Genomic DNA, 17415 nt, shown 5'->3' on the forward strand with positions numbered 1-17415 from the left:
CTTTTGGAAGGCGTATAATAGTCGTAGATAACACGTCTTCTACTACGACTCCCGAGCAGGCAATGCGGGGGAAGCTAAAATCGTAGGAAAAACACGCTTTCAGAATAAGCGTAAGCAATGCAAGAACGCGATTGGGAATAAGGTGATAACGATACGAAATCGTTCGGAGGAAGAAAGGAGGCGGCGCATGGGAAGCTTGGCAAAACGGATTGCCGCCCAGCGGGTATATTTTGACGGGGACAGAACAAAACCCCTTGCGTTTCGGCTTGCGATGCTGGAACGCTTGGAAACGCAGATTCGCGAACAGGAGAATGCCATCCTTGCGGCGCTCCGACTGGATCTCTCGAAATCGCGGGCGGAGGCCTATATGACGGAGCTCGCCTTGGTCTACGGGGAGCTCCGGGAAGCGCGTCAAAATCTGAGAATCTGGGCGAGAACAGAACGAGTGCGGGGCAGTCTCGCAAGCTTTCCGGCAAAGAACTATGTGTACCGGGAGCCCTACGGCGTGGTGCTGATACTAGCTCCTTGGAACTATCCCTTTTACTTGAGTATTGCGCCCCTCATAGCGGCAATTGCCGCGGGAAACTGCGCCGTTGTAAAGTGCTCGGCGGAGAGCGTGCACACATCGGCGCTCATACGAAAACTCCTGCAGGCGGTATTTCCCGCATCGTATGTGTACGCGGCGGCACCGGACACGGACCATGCGGAATTACTTTGTCAGCGCTACGACTATATCTTCTTTACCGGAAGTCCGCGAGTCGGAAAGATTATTATGCGAGCTGCGAGCGAACATCTGACGCCTGTCACTTTGGAGCTCGGCGGCAAGAGTCCCTGCATTGTCGATGAGAGCGCGGACATAAAGCTCGCGGCGCGGCGCATTGCCTGGGGAAAATTCTTAAACGCCGGTCAGACCTGCATTGCGGTCGACTATGTGCTCGTACAGCGCCGTGTTAAGGCTGCGCTGGTACAAGCCTTAGGGGCGGAAATTTCGCGGCGCTATCCCAAGGCAGAGCGGCAGGAGAGCTACCCGAAAATCATCAACCGCAGGCACTATGCGCGTCTGGCAGGCCTGATTGCCGCAGAGAAAGAGGTAATCGGCGGGGCAATGAACGAGCGCGCGGCAAAAATTGCACCGACCCTCTTTCCGGAGGCGGCGTTTGACCACCCTTGTATGCAGGAAGAAATCTTTGGCCCCTTGCTGCCCATCATCGTCTACGATGAACTTGAGACGGCGATTCAAGAAATCAAGGCGCGGGAAAAGCCGCTCGCCTGCTATGTCTTTACGCGGGATAAGCGGAAGGCGGAGGCGCTCATATCCAGGCTCTCCTTCGGCGGCGGCTGCGTGAACGATGTCTTGCTGCAAATCGGGAACCACCGCCTGCCCTTTGGCGGCGTGGGGAACAGCGGCATGGGCGCGTATCACGGAAGATACGGCTTTGAGACCTTCAGCCATAAAAAGGCGGTCGTGAAAAACACCGGCTTTCCGGATTTTCCGTTTCGCTACGCGCCTTTTGGCGAAGGAAAGCTGAAACTCCTAAAGAAGTTCCTATGAGCGGACGCCGGGAACCGGGGAGTAGGAGGCTTTCGTGACGGAATATCGAAAACGGAAAGCGAACGGAAGGATATGCGCCGGCGTTTGAAAGCGTAAGCAGATAAGAGAACGCTGCGTATAGAGATGCGATAAGGTCCTTGGAATTCGAATGAACGAGCGGCGGTATGTGTTCCGCAAGAGTGGTAAAGGAGTGATGATATGTCAGAGAAGTCTACGGCGTTTCAGCACAAGTTTATGAGTTGGATGTATCGGGGCAAGGGGATTTTTAACCCTTTGAATACGGGGTGGATCGATGAGCACCTGGCCTGTGTGCGGGAGTGGGTCGCCAACGTGTTTTTCTACCGAAAGGGCGACACGGTGCTTATGATCGATGCGGGCTATCATTACGAGCGGCTTGAAGAAAAAATGGGCTGGCTCGGCCTAAAACCGGCGCAAATTTCAAATGTGCTGCTCACCCACCTTGACACCGACCACATAGGCGCGGTCGAGGCGGACGGCGGCGGTCTGTTCCGCGATGCGACCGTGTATCTCGGCGAGATTGAAAATCGCTATCTTACCGGCGAACGGAAGCGCCGTGTGCTCTACCGTCTGGGAAGCTTGCCCCGCGTTCGGATTCCGAACGAAAAGGTTCTGCTTCGGGACGGGCAGGTGTTCACAATCGGCGACATTCAAATCGAGTGTTTTCTGGTGCCGGGTCACACTTGGGGCCATATGGTCTACTTGTTGGACGGACGCTATCTCTTGACCGGGGATGCGATATGGCTCGGCGCGGACGGCGGCTACAGCTTCATTGCCTCTCTTGCGGAGGATAATCGCCTCGCGGTTCGCGCCCTCGCGGAATTTGAGGAAAAACTCCGCGCGCGGAATTTGCAGCCGCTCGTGGTCACCGGACACACGGGCTATTCGGCGGATTTGGACTTTGTGTTTGCGCACTGCGATCTCTGCTGCAAGACTTCGGGCAGGCGCTTTTACAATCCCGCGGCGCCCTACGATGCCTACGACGAGAGCGAGGACACGCGCGCGCGTGCGGCTATGCCCCTGTGATTCGTTGCGGCCGGTTTCTCTGAATACGGTTACGTTGTGGCGCAAAAACTTGCGAAACCCTAAGAAAATCGACAGATTTGCGATCTATGTGCGAATAGACAGCAGAATGCGGCTCTGTTATGATGGGGAAACATGACAAAATTTCGAGAGGATCACAGATGAAGAAAACAATGCTCTGCGCGGCGGTTTTGGCACTCAGCGTTGCGGCCACAGGCTGCGCATCCGGAAAAAAGGCAGAGAGCAGTGCGGCGAGCACGGCGGCCGAGAGCTCTACGGCGACTGTCGAGACAAGCGCGGCTTCGACTGCGGCCGAGACCAAGGCGGCACAGGCGGACGATGCGGACATGAAGGTGCCGGGCTATGAGCTCGGACAGATTCCGGAGATTCCGGCGGTTGTTTTGCCGGAACTCGGCATTGCGGAGAATCCGGCCGCTAAGATTACGCTCGATAAGACCAAGGCGCTGAGCTCGGTTCCCGGCATTACGGTCACGGCGGTCAAGGTGGAGAACGATCAGATTCAGCGCGGTTCCACGGTCATGCAGCTCGGCAGCAACGGTGACGGGCAGTATAAGGACGGAAATTTGACGGTGCAGACCGACGGAAACGGTGAGGGCCAGTACATTGACAAGGAGCGCGGCATCACGATTCAGCGCGACGAAGACGGCTCGGGTCAGTACATTGACAGTAAGCAGGGCATCTCCCTCCAGGTGGATGATGACGGCTCCGGAATTTACAGGGACGGACGTTACGGCATCTCACTGATGGTGGATGACGACGGCGAGGGACTGTACACAAACACGCAGAACGGAGTCACCGTCACCGCGGACGATGAGGAGATGAGCTACCGCGCGGGTAAGGTGCAGATTACACAGAACAAGGACGGCTCGGGCAGCTATCACGATTACGCGAATATGCTTACCATCAAGAACGATGGCAAGGGCAAGGCGACGGTCACCAAGGGAACAAAGAGCGTGACCGTGGATGCGGCGCCGCTCGGCACATTGCCGCGCCTCCCGCGGCTCGGCTCTGTTCCGGCCGTCCCGAGTCTTGAGGCAAACAGTCTCTTGATCACCCTGGATTCCGGCGTGCTCTTCGATGTGGACAAGTATGACATTCGCCCGGAGGCGCAGGAGACCCTCAATCAGCTTGCAAAGCTCCTCACGGAGGCAGGGATTACGGCCTTTGAGATTGACGGTCACACGGATTCCAATGCGGACGATGACTACAACCAAACGCTTTCGGAGAACCGCGCGAATTCGGTCAAGGCGTATTTGAAGGCGCAGGGCGTGAGCGCGGAGATTACGACCCAGGGCTACGGCGAGAGCCGTCCGGTCGCGACCAACGAGACCGTGGAGGGCAGACAGCAGAACCGCCGCGTGGAGATTATCATCCCGACGGTATAAGCGATAGGCGCAATCGAAATAGCGCTAAGTGAGAAGAATGAAGAAAGACCGGGAAGCATGATTTCCCGGTCTTTTGTGTTACCGAAAAATGCATCCGCAGCAAACAAATCGCAAAGTATATAAAACGCGGCGAAAAAGTTATGTAATACTAACAGAATGCCTTGACATTGCCTTCATTTCCGAGTAGAATTGCAATCACCTTGCAAATGGAAAAAGCTTGCAAATATCAATGAGGGGATAACAGAGGAGGCATATGAAAAAGTTCGGACAGTTTCTTTTGGTCTCCGCGCTTTCGGCAGCATTATTGGCCGGCTGCGGCGGAAGCAAGAAGGCAGAGAGCAGTGCTGCGGGAAGTAGCGAGGCGAAGACAGAGAGTACGGCCGCAAGCGGTCAGAAGCTTAAGGTTGTCACAACCATTTTCCCGGAGTACGACTGGGCAAAGGCAGTGCTCGGTGACAAGGCGGAGAATGCGGAGCTCACCCTGCTCTTAAAGAGCGGCGTGGACCTGCACAGCTTCCAGCCGAGCGCAGAAGATATCGCGAAGATCAGCGAGGCGGATCTATTCATCTATGTTGGCGGCGAGTCCGACGGCTGGGTTGACGATGCGCTCAAAGAGGCGAAGAACAAGAACATGAAGGTCATCAACCTCATGGAAGTCCTCGGCGACAAGGCCAAGGAAGAGGAGATGAAGGAGGGCATGCAGGAGAGCGAGCATGAGCACGAGCACAGCCACGGCAAGGAGGTTTCGACCTTCGAGGACAGCGAGGTTAAGGACAGAAGTTTAAGTGACTGGAAGGGCGAGTGGCAGTCCGCTTACCCGCTCGCAAAGAGCGGCGTGCTCGACGAGGCATTTAAGGAGAAGGCCGAGAAGACCGGCAAGATGACGGCGGAAGAGTACAAGGCTTACTACCTGAAGGGCTATGAGACCGATATCGCGAAGATTAACATCGACGGCGATACGATCAGCTTTACGGATGAGAGCGGCAAGGAAGTGAAGTCCGCGTATAAGTACCTCGGCACCTACATCCAGAACTGGTCCACGGGCACCAAGGCTGCGATGTATCGCTTTGAGGCCGAGGATAAGAATTCCGGCGCGCCGATTTACGTTGAAATCAACGACCACATGATCGAGCCGGCGGAGCCGGAACATTTCCACATCCGCTTTAGCAACGAGAGCTTCGACGCAATCAAGGATCCCGAGAGCTACTGGCCGACCTTCTATCCGGCTGCGATGACGGCAGAGGAAGTGAACGATGAGCTCGCAGGCCACGATCACCACGAGGAGACCGAGTACGACGAGCACGTATGGCTCTCCCTGAAGAACGCAGAGCTCTATGTGAACAAGATTGCGGAGGATCTCTCCGCGCTGGATGCGGCAAACGCAGAGAACTACAAGAAGAACGCAGAGGCTTACAATAAGCAGCTCTCCGAGCTCGACACGCAGTATGCGGATGTCGTAAAGAACGCTGCGAATAAGTACCTGCTCTTCGGCGATCGCTTCCCGTTCCGCTATCTTGTGGACGACTACGGCCTTGACTACAGCGCGGCGTTTGTGGGCTGCTCCGCGGATACCGAGGCAAGCTTTGAGACCGTACGCTTCCTTGCGGAGAAGGTGGATGAGAAGAAGCTGAACAACATCCTTGTGATTGAGAACTCCGATCAGAAGATTGCAAACACGATTCAGCAGAACACGCAGGAGAAGAATCAGAAGATTCTGGTTCTCGACTCCATGCAGTCCGTGACCGAGAAGAACATTGCGGACGGCGAGACCTACCTAGGCGTGATGCAGAAGAACCTTGAGGTTCTGAAGCAGGCACTGCAGTAAGAAGTAGCGGGCAACCGAAACCAATAAAAAGAGAGGCACATGCAAATTTGCATGTGCCTCTCTTTTTGTAGCTGCTTGTTTACGGTTCGCTGACTTCAAACAGGAGATCTCCGTAACTCGGGAGCGGCCAGAGGTCCTTGTCGACCACGGTCTCCAGCGCATCGGCGCTCTCGCGAAGCACCCGCATGTCCGCGACAATTTGGGTGTGATAGGCCGCGGCACGCGCCGCCGGATCCTGAATCGAAGCGGCGAGGTCGGTATCGCTCAGCAATTTCTCGCGGCTTCGCTTCATATCGCTGAGAAGCTCACTCGCGCGGAGCAGCAAATCTTCCTGCGTGCTCACATCGGCTGCGGGACAGGCGCTCTTCACCTGGTTAACGGAACTTGCAAGCCGGGTCACATAGTGAATCGCCGCCGGAATCAGCTGTTTTCCGGAGATATTAATCATGGCGCGCGCTTCGATGTTAATGCGCTTTGCATAGTTTTCATAGGCGACAATGCTGCGGCTCTTTAACTCGGTCTCGGAATAAATGCCGAAGGCCGAAAAGAGTTCCACGGCCTTCTTGCTCGTGAAGGCGGGAATTGCGTCGATTGAGGATTTTAAGTTCGGGAGACCGCGTCGCGCAGCTTCCTGTACCCATTCCTCGGAGTAGCCGTTTCCGTTGAAGACAATGCGCTGATGCGCAGTAAGGAGCTCGCGTATCAGGTCCTGCGCGGCATCTTTGACCGAAGCGGCTGTCTCAAGCCGATCGGCCGCGAGGCGGAACTGTTCTGCAAGTATCGTATTCAGGACAATGTTGGCGCTTGCAATGCTGTCGCCGGAGCCGACCATGCGGAACTCAAATTTATTGCCGGTGAAGGCGAAGGGCGAGGTGCGATTTCGGTCGGTCACATCGGCATAGAGATTCGGGAGCGTGTTTACATGGGTCTCCAGGCTCTTTCCGGAAATCGAGCTGCTCGCGCTGCCGGTCTCAATGATCTGCGCGACAATGTCCTCGAGCTGGGTGCCGAGAAAACAGGAGATGATGGCGGGCGGCGCCTCGTCTGCGCCGAGGCGGTGGTCATTGCCGACATTCGCCGCAGAGAGCCGCAGCAAATCCGCGTGGGTGTCCACGGCCGCAAGTACGCAGGCAAGAGTCAGAAGAAAGAGTTGATTCTCGTGCGGGCGCTTGCCGGGATTCAGGAGATTTAAACCGGTATCGGTCGCGACGGACCAGTTGTTGTGCTTGCCGGAGCCGTTGACGCCGGCAAAGGGCTTCTCGTGCAGGAGACATTCGAGTCCGTGGCGCCCCGCCTGCTTCTGGAGTATTTCCATGGTCAGCTGATTGTGATCCACGGCGAGATTCGCCTCTTCAAAGATGGGAGCCAGCTCATGTTGCCCGGGCGCAACCTCGTTGTGTTCGGTCTTTGCGCTGACCCCGAGCTTCCAGAGTTCCAGGTCCACATCGCGCATAAAGGCGGCGATGCGGCGGCGCAGTACGCCGAAGTAGTGGTCATCGAGCTCCTGCCCCTTTGCGGGCATGCTGCCGAAGAGGGTGCGACCGGTGTAGATTAAGTCCTTGCGCTTTAAATACTTCTCGCGGTCTATAATGAAATATTCCTGTTCGGCACCGACCGAGGGTTTGACCCAGCGAGCATCGTTCACGCCGAAGAGTTTTAAAATGCGCATGGCCTCGCGGTTTAAGGCTTCCATGGAGCGGAGCAGAGGCGTCTTCTGATCGAGCGCCTCGCCCGCGTAGGCGCAAAATGCGGTCGGGATACAGAGGGTCACACAATCTCCTTCTTTTCGGAGAAAGGCGGGGCTGGTGCAGTCCCAAACGGTGTAGCCGCGTGCCTCAAAGGTTGCGCGGAGGCCGCCGGACGGGAAGGAGGAGGCATCGGTTTCGCTGCGCACCAAATTCTTTCCGGAGAATTCGAGCAGAGCGCGGCCCTCGGAATCTACCCCGGAGAGAAAGCTGTCGTGTTTCTCGGCGGCGACGCCGGAGAGCGGCTGGAACCAATGCGTGTAGTGGGTCGCCCCGTTTTCGACAGCCCAGGCTTTCATGGCTTGAGCAACCGCATCCGCGGTGTCGCGTTCCAGTTCATAGCCTTCGGTCATGCTCTTTTTGACGCGCCGATAGACAGCGTTCGGAAGGCGTTCCCGCATCACGCGATCGCTGAATACATTTTCACCGAAAAGTTCTGCGATACTGATTGTTTCACGCTTTTCTTCCATGAGCTCCTCCTTTGATTCACAGCTGTTGCTGTCGTCATTCTGTTTGAAAGGACTGTATCACAGCGGAAATGAGCTGTAAACGGAGGCAGGGGAATTTTGTTGATTGTCATACAATTGTACATGCATATTAATGCATGTTTGTGCGGATTTCAGCGAAACTCGTAGCGGAGCTGTAAGCGGTTCCCGGTCCGTTCTACGGTCGCGACTGCCCCGTTGATAAGCGGAAGGGCGGGCGGCAGGTGGCCGAAGTCTGCATCCATGATGATGGGGATGCGGTACTGCTTAAGACGATGAAGGACAGCGGCGTACTGGTCAAGACCGAAGAGCGGCTCGTCAAAGTGCAAGGGGCGCCCGATCAGGAAGCCGCCGACGCGGGAGAACCAGCCGCAGTGCGCGAGCCGCCAGAGGACGCGCTCCATATCGAAGACATTGAGGTCGCAGGACTCAAAGAACCAGAGTATGGGCTCATCCGGATAGCGCTCTAAAAATTCTTCCACGCGGTCAAAGGAGGTTCCCGCGAGCCCGCCTAGGATATCGAGGCAGCCGCCAAGCAAGCGCCCGCGGAGCGTGAGGGGAGCGGCGGTCTCCCGCATTTCGCCCGCGGCGTCCGGCTGAAAGCAGCGCAGCTTGGTTTCGCGGTCTAAGTGATAGGGGAGCAGCGGGTGTTCTTCATCGCGGAGGGCGGTGTACTGCCAGCGGTCATAGTTTTCAAATTCCGAGCGCTTGCCGCAGAGTAAATCGAAGGCATCGAAAAGCGCCGGGTGCCAGGGCTCCATGCCGAAGGCGGGCGCGTTCGGGGCGTAGATCGCTGCCGTGTCGCAGAGGGTCGGCAAGAGGAAGTTCAGATTCGTATTGTCCGAGTAGCCCATGAACCACTTTGGGGGAGCGGTCGCGATGGCGGGAAAATCGACCGCATCCAGAATGGTGCACATGAGCTCACCGCCGCCGAGGGAAATCAGAATGTCCGTATCGTTCCGCGTAAAAAAGTCATTGACCTCCGAAGCGCAGGCTTCCGGCGTATTGCTGATGCCGACGCCCTCTTGCACAAAGGCATTCGGGCCGGTCACGCAGCGGTAGCCCATGGCTTCGAATTTAGCGCGGGCATTCAGAAAGGCGGAGCGGTAGGGTTCCGTGGCAGCGCCGAAGGAAGGGGCAATAAAGCCGATGCTTCCGTTTTCGGGTAAAAAATGGGGGTAACGCATGGGGCCTCCTAAAAGCAAAGTGAATTTCGGGAATCAATCGTTATCGTTTAAACTCTATTATGCCATCGAAGGCGCTTTCTTAACAGGGAATTGCGGGGTAAAATAGGATGAGAAGAAAGCATGAGAAGGAAGAATGAGAGCAGTATAAAACGGGAGGAATGACTGTGAGCTGGAGCGGCATGCGGAGCAAACTGGAAAACGAATATTTGGCGGCGTCTCTCCGCGGGCATATTCAATATTATGCGACGAGTTACAGTAAGAGTCCCGATCACGAGGGACGCGCGGCGATACGTTTTGACGGTAAGGAGATCATTGCGGGCTGCTATTACAACAACTGGCTGAAAGCCGAGCTCTTTCCGCGGGATGCGCGCTACGAGAGGCGGATGAAAGAGGAGATGGCTTTTACGGACGACACCGCGGTGCAGCTCGGGGTCTTTGATCAGCGGAGCTTTTACGAGGCGTTTTCAATCTTTGACAATCAGAGCATAGAAGAGAGCCTATCAAGCGAAAATATGCTGGTCCGCATTTTCGCGATTCTGGACCGCAGGGTAGGAAAACGGAGACTTGAAAAAATAAGGCGGGGAATCGAAGGGGAAGAAAAAACGTTTCGCGAATTTTTTGCGATACGGGCAGCTGCGGAGGGACTGCGCGCGGAGAGGGGAGGGGAGGAATGAAGAGAGAGATGAAACGGGTCGCGGGACTTCCGCTGCCGCTTTACCTAGCCTTGCTCGGGCTGCTCTTTCTCGCGCTGTGGCGCGGTGTGATTCCGGCGGGTATGCCGGGCGGCCTGTTTTTACTCTTGGTGCTCGGTGAGGGCTTAAACGAACTCGGAAAGAACGTGCCGATTGTGAGGACTTATTTCGGCGGCTCCGTGGTCTGCGTGCTCGGCGGTGCGGCGCTTTCTGCGCTCGGGCTCTTTCCCGCGGGCAGTATGGGCTTACTCGATCGCTTTGTTCAGCAAGAGGGCTTCTTGATTTTTTACATTGCGGCGCTGATTACGGGCAGTCTCTTTCAAATCGACCGGCGGCTTTTGTTTCGCGCCTCGCTCCGCATTCTGCCGACCGCGTTTGCGGGCGTCGCGGCGGGCACGGCGGTGGTTGTGCTGCTCGGGCTTTTGCAGGGCTTCTGCCCCGCTGAGAGCCTGCTCTATATCGCGATTCCCATGACTTCCGGCGGCATGACCGCGGGCGCGGTGCCGCTCTCCGGGATTTATGCCGAGGCGACCGGAATTCCGGCGGGCGAGATTTTAACGCGAATTGCGCCGGCTACGGTGCTCGGGAATATTGTGTCCATCCTCTTCGGGGCGCTCTCGGTGCAGCTGTCTCGAAGTTTTCCGAAAATCAGCGGCGGCGGGCAGCTGCTTCGCGGCGAGACGGCCGAAAAAAGCTTGGAAACACCGCGCATCGACTTTTCCAAGCTGCTCGCGGGGCTTCTGCTTTCGCTCGCCTTCTACATGGGCGGAGCGCTGTTGCACGGCTTTGTCCCGGCTCTCCCCGCCTATGCCGGCATGATACTCTGCATTATGGCGGCAAAGGGCTTTTCTGTCCTGCCGACGGAGATGGAAGAGGCAGCAGCGGTCTGGGGGCAGTTTGTGATACGCGCCTTTACGGCGGCAGCCCTCACGGGAATCGGCATTGTGCTTCTCAATTTAAACCGACTCGCGGCTGTGCTGACGCTTCCGTATCTCCTGACCGTTGTGCTCGGCGTACTCGCAATTACTCTGACCGCGGGCTTTGTGGGCAGCAGGCTTATGGGCTTTTATCCGCTCGAGGCTTCGATTGCGGCGGGCATGTGTACGACCAATATGGGAGGCTCCGGCAACGTGGCCGTGCTCTCGGCGGCGGACCGCATGGCGCTCCTGCCCTTTGCGCAAATTGTGACCCGGAGCATAGGTGCGCTTATGCTGACGCTCGGCGGCATTTTGGTGGGACTGCTTACGGGCTGACGGTGCATTGCTTGCAAAAACTATATCAGCGTGCTATAACTGACATCAGTCGCAAAAAAATACGGTTATGAAAGAGAGGTTTATATTTTGAGCATTAAGCAGAAAATTAATACGGCAATCGGCAGTGTAGGAGCGTTTCTCGGTGTGTTTGTTTTCGTCGCCTATATTCCGCAAATCCTTGCGAATTTGCACGGCGTCAAGGGACAGCCGTATCAGCCGCTCTTTGCGGCGGTTTCATGCTTAATCTGGGTGCTCTACGGGTTTACCAAAGAGCCGAAGCGAGATGTGATTTTGATGATTCCGAATTCGGTCGGTGTTGTTTTGGGTCTGGCAACTTTCCTGACCTCGCTCTGATGATTGGCGGGCTGGATTGTCGCAAAAGTGAAGATATGCTATGATAAAAGATAGCGCTAATCATAACGCGGAGTTCTCGTTCGGAGGACTCCGCGTTTGCAACATGAGAGAGGGGGGAGAAGGTCATGGAAATCGATCCGCGGGCACTGACGGAAGACGGTTATTTAAAGGATCAGGATTATCTCAAAAATTTTCCCTACGGTCGCTATCCGACTTCGTTTAACGGTTGCGGCTGGGTAGCGATTTACAATGTCGAGCATGCGATCGGACAGAGCATTGCGGCGGAGGCGGTCTACGAGGTGATGCGTAAGATGCTCCCCTATGACGGGACCCAGGGGACGCCGTTCCCGACCATGGTGCGCTACTATGCGGAGCGGAATATTCCCGTGGCGCGCATTTACGGGAGTGGAGAAACTTTGATTCGGGTGGTGAAAGAGCACAGCGCACCGCGGGGGATACTCCGCTATATGGAGGGCAGAGAGCCGCACTACATTGCCTTTGTACTGGTCGATGCCGAAGCGCCCGCCCGCTATCGCTTTTTTAACGCGGCGGACGGCAAAGAAGATTTTGTCGAGACCATGGAATATTTTCGGTCGGAACACATACGCGGGCGGCGTATCGTGAGATTGCTGCTGCCGGGGGAGGAGAGAAACGATGCACGAGCGCGTGGCAAAAACCATATTGTCGACGCAAAATGGTCTGAACATTTACCGAGGCGGCGTGTGCAGTATCCTGTCCTGCGATGCAAAGCTTGCATCGAGCCGCTTTCGGGAGTCGGACGGGGAGCTTGAGGCAAAAATCAATGCCCCCGATCTCCTTGAGGTGACGCTTCGGCGAAAACAGAGCCGCTGTATGATTATGGTGGGTTCCGCGAGCGAGCCCTACCCGAAAGAAGAAGAGGAATTGCTCCTTATGCGCCGTTCCCTCGAAGTGATAGACCGCTTCGAGTTCGGCGTCTCACTTAGAACCAAGTCGATACGCTTGCTTCGAGATCTGGATGTGCTTAAGAGCATCCAGAGAAAAACGCGCTGCGTGGTCGAGGTCATGCTGACCACGGCGGATGAGGCTCTTTCCGCACGGCTTGAACCCGCGGAGAGCACGGTCGCAGAGCGGCGGCAGCTGCTGAAGGCGCTCCGTGATGCCGGGATTCCGACTGTCGTTACACTGGGACCGGTGTTGCCGTATTTGACGGACAGCCTTGAAAACCTGCAGGCGCTACTCGCGGATTGTGTGGACGCTAAGGTCTACGGCGTCCTTCTGAACGGCTTTGGGGTAACACTCCGCGCCGGTGCTTCGGCCTACTTTTTCTCCTGTCTCCGGGAACTGTCGCCGGAGCTGCCGGAAGCTTACGAAGCGCTCTTGCCGCCCGGGAAAGCAGGCAAGAACGCAAGTTTTCTCTCGCCGAATGCAGAGGCGCTCGCGGAATTTTTCGAGACGAGTACGGCGGCCTGCGGTCTCGTGACGGATCCGGAGGATTTGTTTGCGTTCCGCCATGCGTTTCAAGACAGACGCGGCGGGCAACAGCTCTCACTCTTCGATTTTTACGATCTCTGAGGCGGTTTAAATTTCCCAGCCGCCCGAGAGGGTCAGAATGTTGCCGGTGAGATATGCGGGGGCTGCGGCAATTTGGCAGACAAGCGCGGCGACTTCTTCCGGAAGCCCCATGCGTCCCGCCGGAATTTCTTCTTCGAGCACGGCGCGCTCCTCTTCCGTAAGCCAGGCGTTCATGTCGGTATCGATTGCGCCGGGGGCTATCGCATTGACCTGGATGTTGGAGGGGGCCAGCTCCTTGGCGAGCGCCTTCGTGAAGGCATTGACGCCGCCCTTGGCCGCCGAATAGGCGACCTCACAGGAGGCACCGCGGCTGCCCCAGACCGAAGAGATGAAGATTAGTTTGCCGCCGCCGGCGTGCAGCATACGCGGAATGGCAAGCCGCGACAGATAGAAGCAGGAACTTAAATCGGTGCGCAGCATGGCATCCCAGTCGTCGGGCGTCATATCCTGAAGCAGGCCGAGCTTTGAGATGCCGGCGTTTGCGACGAGGAGTTTTAGACGGCCGAGGAGGTCGTCCGGAGCCGCAAAGATGTCCTCGCAGGCTTTGCTGCAGCTGATGTCCGCGCAGCGGAGCTCGACAACGGCACCGAGGCTGCGGCAGCGCTCTGCGGTGTCCTTCAGTTTTTCCGCTTCCTTTCTGGCAATCAGAAATAAGTCATAGCCCGCTTCCGCGAGGGCAACGGCGATTGCACGGCCTATGCCGCGGGAAGCGCCGGTCACCAGAGCAAGCGGGCGGGTTTTTCTTGTTGCTTCTTCAATCGGGGAATACGGTTCCGTCATGGGGTGAACTCCTGTCTTGGGGGGTGAACTCTTTTTTGTTTGGTTTCGTTACCAGTGTAGCACGTCGCGGGGACTTGCGCCAATTCCTAGCACTGTGCTAGACTATAAGCGCGCAAACGGGCGCGCTTTTCTTAAGAAAGTGAGGCAGTATGAGTCGTATTTATGACATGATTATTATAGGTTCGGGACCGGCCGGTCTTGCCGCGGCGGTTTACGGCCAGAGAGCCAAGTTGGATTTAATTGTCATCGAAAAGCAGATGATCAGCGGCGGTCAGATTCTCAATACGACCGAGGTCGATAACTATCCCGGGCTCCCGGGCATCGGCGGTTTTGAGCTCGGGCAAAAGTTCCGCGAGCATGCGGAGAAGCTCGGCGCACCCTTTGTGACGGATGAAGTATCGGAGGTCCGCATCAACGAGGACGGCACCAAGACCGTGGTCGGCAGCGAAGAGAGCTATACCGCAAAGACCCTTGTGATTGCAAGCGGCGCGGAGCACTCCCTGCTCGGCGTTCCGGGCGAGAAAGAGCTGACCGGCAGCGGCGTCTCCTACTGCGCAACCTGCGATGGCAATTTTTACCGGAATAAGGTGACGGCCGTGGTCGGCGGCGGCGATGTGGCGCTCGGCGATGCGCTTTATCTTGCGAGACTCTGTCAGAAAGTATACCTGATTCACCGTCGGGACAGCTTTCGCGGTGCGAAAATTCTGGAAGATAAGGTCAGAGCAACAGAGAACATCGAGTTGGTGCTCGATTCGACGGTCGAAGAAATACGCGGTGAGGGGCAGTTAAAGTCCATCCTCGTGAAGAACAAAAAGAGCGGCGCGGAGAGTGAACTCGCAATCGACGGTCTCTTTATCGCGGTCGGCATCGTCCCCGAATCGAAAAATTTCCCCTTCCTTGCGACGGATGAGAGGGGCTATGTGCTCGGCGACGAGAGCTGCGAGACCAATGTGCCCGGCGTCTATGCGGCGGGCGATGTGCGGAAGAAGCAGCTGCGCCAGGTCATCACCGCGGTGGCGGACGGCGCGAATGCCGTGGAGAGCGCGGTGCGCTATCTGACCGAACAATGAGAGAGAAGCTGATGCGGGGGCTTCGGCGCCTACTGGTACTGCTTCCCGTTCTCTTCCTGCTGGTTGGCTGTGCGGCGCAGGGAAGCGGTGCAGAGAGCCGGGCGGAAAGCCAATCCGAGCAGACGGCCCTTGCAACGGAAGCGGAGAGCACGCAGAGGGAAAGTTCGGAGAGCGGCACCGCGAAGTCGAAGAAGAAACAGAAGAAGTCCAAAAAATCCAAGAAATCCAAACAGTCCGACAAGCGGCAGAGTGACAAAGCAGCGACAAGTGCCTCCGAGACTCTGACCGAAGCAGAGACGAGCGAAGCACTTGCGAGCACAGCCGCCGAGGAGACGCGCGCCGCAAAGAAGAGTGCTACCGCGACGCGTGCGTCGGAGCGTGGTACCGAGGCAGGAGCCGGTATCCGCGAGGACGGCAGCTACACCTCCCGCGATGAGGTTGCGCTCTACCTCCACACCTACGGAAAGCTCCCGAAAAACTTTATTTCGAAGAAGGACGCAGAAGAACAGGGCTTCCGCTTCGGAGAAGGTGATTTCGGTGAGGCCTTTCCCGGCATGAGTGTCGGCGGTTCCCGCTTCGGCAATTACGAGGGACAGCTCCCCGAGAAGGCGGGACGGCGCTATTACGAGTGTGACATCGACTATCAGGGCGGGCGGCGCAATGCAAAGCGCTTGGTCTACTCAAACGACGGGCTGATTTTTTACACCGACGATCACTACAAGAGTTTCACGCAGCTCTATTGAGGAGGATCATGCGAGATACCAAGTGGATGGTTTACAGCAAGCGGGCCGATTTCGGGGCGATTTCGGCCCGCTTTTCCGTGTCGCCCATGCTCGCGCGTATTTTGATTAACCGCGATATCGCCGAGGATGAGATGGATACGTATTTGAACGGGAGTCTTGATGCGATTCCGAGCGGAGATCTGCTGCCCGACATGGCGCGGAGTGTCGAAATTCTGGCGGAAAAAATACGGGCGCGAAAGTCAATACGCATCATCGGAGACTACGACATCGACGGTGTTTGCTCGACCTACATTCTATTGCAGGGCATGCGGGCGCTCGGCGCAAATGCGGACTATGATATTCCGGACCGCATTGCGGACGGCTACGGCCTAAACCTGCGCCTGGTGGAGCGCGCGGCAGCCGAGGGTGTGGATACCATCGTGACTTGCGACAACGGCATTGCGGCGCGGAACGAAGTTGCGGCCGCCGTGGAGCAGGGGCTCACGGTCATCGTGACAGATCACCACGAGGTGGCGCACGGCGAAGACGGTGAGGAGTTACTGCCGCCCGCCCACGCGGTCATAGACCCGAAGCGCGAGGGGGCGCAGTATCCCTTTTCTTCGATCTGCGGCGCGGTGGTCGCCTGGAAGCTGATTGAAGAGCTCTACCTGCACTTCGGAAAGCCCAAAGAGGATGCAAGGGTGCTGTTGCCCTTTGCGGCGATTGCGACGGTCGGCGATGTGATGCCGCTCCGAAAGGAGAACCGCATCATCGTGCGAGAAGGGCTGAAAGCAATCGGCAGCTGCGAGAATTCGGGGCTTCAAAAGCTGATTGCGCGCTGCGAGTTAAACCCGGCGGCGCTTTCTACCTATCACATCGGCTTTGTGATAGGCCCTTGCTTAAACGCGGGCGGCCGTCTGGAGAGCGCAAAGCTCGGACTCTCGATGCTTTTGGAAGAAGATGAAACGCGGGCCGAAGAGGCTGCGGAGCGCCTGAAGGCGCTGAACGATCAGAGAAAGCAGATGACGGAGAACGGCATACGCGCGGCCTCGGAGGAGATCGATGCGCTGCCCGAACTCCCGAAAGTATTGGTGGTCTATCTAAAGGATTGTCACGAGTCGGTGGCCGGCATCATTGCGGGGCGGCTCAAGGAGAAGTACTACCGCCCGAGCTTTGTGCTGACGGACAGTCAGGAAGCCGGATTTTTAAAGGGCTCGGGGCGAAGCATTGAGGGCTATCACATGTTTCATGCGCTCGAGGAAGTCTCTCCCCTCCTCAGCAAATTCGGCGGGCACCCCATGGCGGCGGGGCTCACGCTTCCGGAGACCGAATTGACGAGCTTCCGGGAGCAACTCAATCGAAACGCCGAACTCAGCGAAGCGCAGCTCATAGAGACCCAGTGGATTGACATTGCGCTTCCCTTTGCCTATGCGAACGAGGATTTGATTGCGGAGCTCTCGCGCATGGAGCCCTTCGGACAGGGCAATGTGCGCCCCTGCTTCGGGCAGAGGCATGTGGAGATACGGAGCGCCAGGGTGCTCGGAAAGAACCGGAATGTCGTGAAATTAAGTCTCCGGGACGAAGCCGGAACGGTGAGAGAGGCAATTGCCTTCACCGACGGCGACGCCTTCCTTGCGGAGATGGCGGAAAGCAAGTATTTCGCTGTCCTCTATTTTCCGGAACTGAACGAATATCTCGGCAGAACAAGCTTGCAACTTGTGTTGAAAGCATGGAAATTTGAGCGCTGAA

General features: G+C 56.9%; 15 protein-coding genes. 12 read left to right on the forward strand and 3 right to left on the reverse strand.

Annotation, left to right across the window (positions count from 1 at the left end; all coding sequences use genetic code 11):
- The first annotated feature begins 187 nt into the window (after positions 1-187).
- From QU660_RS03185 to QU660_RS03200, 4 genes are all read left to right on the forward strand, one after another.
- Complete coding sequence (locus QU660_RS03185) at positions 188-1552, forward strand: aldehyde dehydrogenase family protein (RefSeq protein ID WP_304946896.1); 1365 nt, start codon at positions 188-190, stop codon at positions 1550-1552.
- A gap of 198 nt (positions 1553-1750) precedes the next feature.
- Positions 1751-2596, forward strand: coding sequence for an MBL fold metallo-hydrolase (locus tag QU660_RS03190; RefSeq protein ID WP_304946897.1), 846 nt, complete (start codon positions 1751-1753; stop codon positions 2594-2596).
- Between the two features lie 158 nt (positions 2597-2754).
- The gene (locus QU660_RS03195; RefSeq protein ID WP_304946898.1) at positions 2755-3999 is read left to right on the forward strand and encodes an OmpA family protein; all 1245 of its coding nucleotides are present in this window, start codon (positions 2755-2757) and stop codon (positions 3997-3999) included.
- Positions 4000-4252: 253 nt separating this feature from the next.
- On the forward strand, positions 4253-5824 hold the full coding sequence (locus QU660_RS03200; RefSeq protein WP_304946899.1) for a metal ABC transporter solute-binding protein, Zn/Mn family: 1572 nt from the start codon (positions 4253-4255) through the stop codon (positions 5822-5824).
- Between the two features lie 79 nt (positions 5825-5903).
- On the opposite strand, the gene QU660_RS03205 is transcribed toward QU660_RS03200, so the two are convergent.
- Both QU660_RS03205 and QU660_RS03210 read right to left on the reverse strand, forming a co-directional pair.
- On the reverse strand, positions 5904-8039 hold the full coding sequence (locus QU660_RS03205; RefSeq protein ID WP_304946900.1) for a glutamine synthetase III family protein: 2136 nt from the start codon (positions 8037-8039) through the stop codon (positions 5904-5906).
- Between the two features lie 149 nt (positions 8040-8188).
- Complete coding sequence (locus QU660_RS03210) at positions 8189-9241, reverse strand: S66 family peptidase (RefSeq protein WP_304946901.1); 1053 nt, start codon at positions 9239-9241, stop codon at positions 8189-8191.
- A gap of 164 nt (positions 9242-9405) precedes the next feature.
- Between QU660_RS03210 and QU660_RS03215 the strand changes: the two genes are divergently transcribed.
- The 5 genes from QU660_RS03215 (at position 9406) to QU660_RS03235 (ending at position 13094) form a co-directional block, all read left to right on the forward strand.
- A complete protein-coding gene (locus QU660_RS03215; RefSeq protein WP_314156809.1) occupies positions 9406-9915 on the forward strand; it encodes an SF0329 family protein in 510 nt (169 codons plus the stop codon).
- Complete coding sequence (locus QU660_RS03220) at positions 9912-11186, forward strand: 2-hydroxycarboxylate transporter family protein (RefSeq protein ID WP_304946903.1); 1275 nt, start codon at positions 9912-9914, stop codon at positions 11184-11186. The genes QU660_RS03215 and QU660_RS03220 overlap by 4 nt, the downstream gene beginning before the upstream one ends.
- A gap of 93 nt (positions 11187-11279) precedes the next feature.
- Positions 11280-11540, forward strand: coding sequence for a SemiSWEET family transporter (locus QU660_RS03225; RefSeq protein WP_304947214.1), 261 nt, complete (start codon positions 11280-11282; stop codon positions 11538-11540).
- 125 nt (positions 11541-11665) lie between these two features.
- On the forward strand, positions 11666-12331 hold the full coding sequence (locus QU660_RS03230) for a hypothetical protein (RefSeq protein ID WP_304946904.1): 666 nt from the start codon (positions 11666-11668) through the stop codon (positions 12329-12331).
- On the forward strand, positions 12261-13094 hold the full coding sequence (locus tag QU660_RS03235) for an SPL family radical SAM protein (protein ID WP_304946905.1): 834 nt from the start codon (positions 12261-12263) through the stop codon (positions 13092-13094). Before QU660_RS03230 ends, QU660_RS03235 begins: the two co-directional genes overlap by 71 nt.
- A gap of 6 nt (positions 13095-13100) precedes the next feature.
- On the opposite strand, the gene ymfI is transcribed toward QU660_RS03235, so the two are convergent.
- Entirely contained in the window at positions 13101-13874 is a 774-nt protein-coding gene (gene ymfI / locus QU660_RS03240) for an elongation factor P 5-aminopentanone reductase (protein WP_304946906.1), read from the reverse strand.
- Positions 13875-14023: 149 nt separating this feature from the next.
- Between ymfI and trxB the strand changes: the two genes are divergently transcribed.
- Genes trxB through recJ form a run of 3 tightly spaced genes read left to right on the forward strand, consistent with a single transcriptional unit; the run spans position 14024 to position 17414 of the window.
- Positions 14024-14944 (forward strand): thioredoxin-disulfide reductase, encoded by a 921-nt coding sequence (gene trxB / locus QU660_RS03245; RefSeq protein WP_304946907.1) that lies wholly within the window; start codon positions 14024-14026, stop codon positions 14942-14944.
- Positions 14941-15687: a ribonuclease domain-containing protein gene (locus QU660_RS03250; RefSeq protein WP_304946908.1), complete on the forward strand. Its 747-nt coding sequence runs from the start codon at positions 14941-14943 to the stop codon at positions 15685-15687. Before trxB ends, QU660_RS03250 begins: the two co-directional genes overlap by 4 nt.
- Positions 15688-15695: 8 nt before the next feature.
- Positions 15696-17414: a single-stranded-DNA-specific exonuclease RecJ gene (gene recJ, locus QU660_RS03255; RefSeq protein ID WP_304946909.1), complete on the forward strand. Its 1719-nt coding sequence runs from the start codon at positions 15696-15698 to the stop codon at positions 17412-17414.
- Position 17415 lies beyond the last annotated feature (1 nt).

The organism is Stomatobaculum sp. F0698 (assembly GCF_030644385.1).
GTDB lineage: Bacteria > Bacillota > Clostridia > Lachnospirales > Lachnospiraceae > Moryella.

Excerpts from the sequence above, each read along its gene's own strand:
- QU660_RS03185 (WP_304946896.1), top strand. The coding sequence starts at position 188 with ATGGGAAGCTTGGCAAAACGGATTGCCGCCCAGCGGGTATATTTTGAC.
- QU660_RS03190 (WP_304946897.1), top strand. The coding sequence starts at position 1,751 with ATGTCAGAGAAGTCTACGGCGTTTCAGCACAAGTTTATGAGTTGGATG.
- QU660_RS03195 (WP_304946898.1), top strand. The coding sequence starts at position 2,755 with ATGAAGAAAACAATGCTCTGCGCGGCGGTTTTGGCACTCAGCGTTGCG.
- QU660_RS03200 (WP_304946899.1), top strand. The coding sequence starts at position 4,253 with ATGAAAAAGTTCGGACAGTTTCTTTTGGTCTCCGCGCTTTCGGCAGCA.
- QU660_RS03205 (WP_304946900.1), bottom strand. The coding sequence starts at position 8,039 with ATGGAAGAAAAGCGTGAAACAATCAGTATCGCAGAACTTTTCGGTGAA.
- QU660_RS03210 (WP_304946901.1), bottom strand. The coding sequence starts at position 9,241 with ATGCGTTACCCCCATTTTTTACCCGAAAACGGAAGCATCGGCTTTATT.
- QU660_RS03220 (WP_304946903.1), top strand. The coding sequence starts at position 9,912 with ATGAAGAGAGAGATGAAACGGGTCGCGGGACTTCCGCTGCCGCTTTAC.
- QU660_RS03230 (WP_304946904.1), top strand. The coding sequence starts at position 11,666 with ATGGAAATCGATCCGCGGGCACTGACGGAAGACGGTTATTTAAAGGAT.
- ymfI (WP_304946906.1), bottom strand. The coding sequence starts at position 13,874 with ATGACGGAACCGTATTCCCCGATTGAAGAAGCAACAAGAAAAACCCGC.
- trxB (WP_304946907.1), top strand. The coding sequence starts at position 14,024 with ATGAGTCGTATTTATGACATGATTATTATAGGTTCGGGACCGGCCGGT.
- QU660_RS03250 (WP_304946908.1), top strand. The coding sequence starts at position 14,941 with ATGAGAGAGAAGCTGATGCGGGGGCTTCGGCGCCTACTGGTACTGCTT.
- recJ (WP_304946909.1), top strand. The coding sequence starts at position 15,696 with ATGCGAGATACCAAGTGGATGGTTTACAGCAAGCGGGCCGATTTCGGG.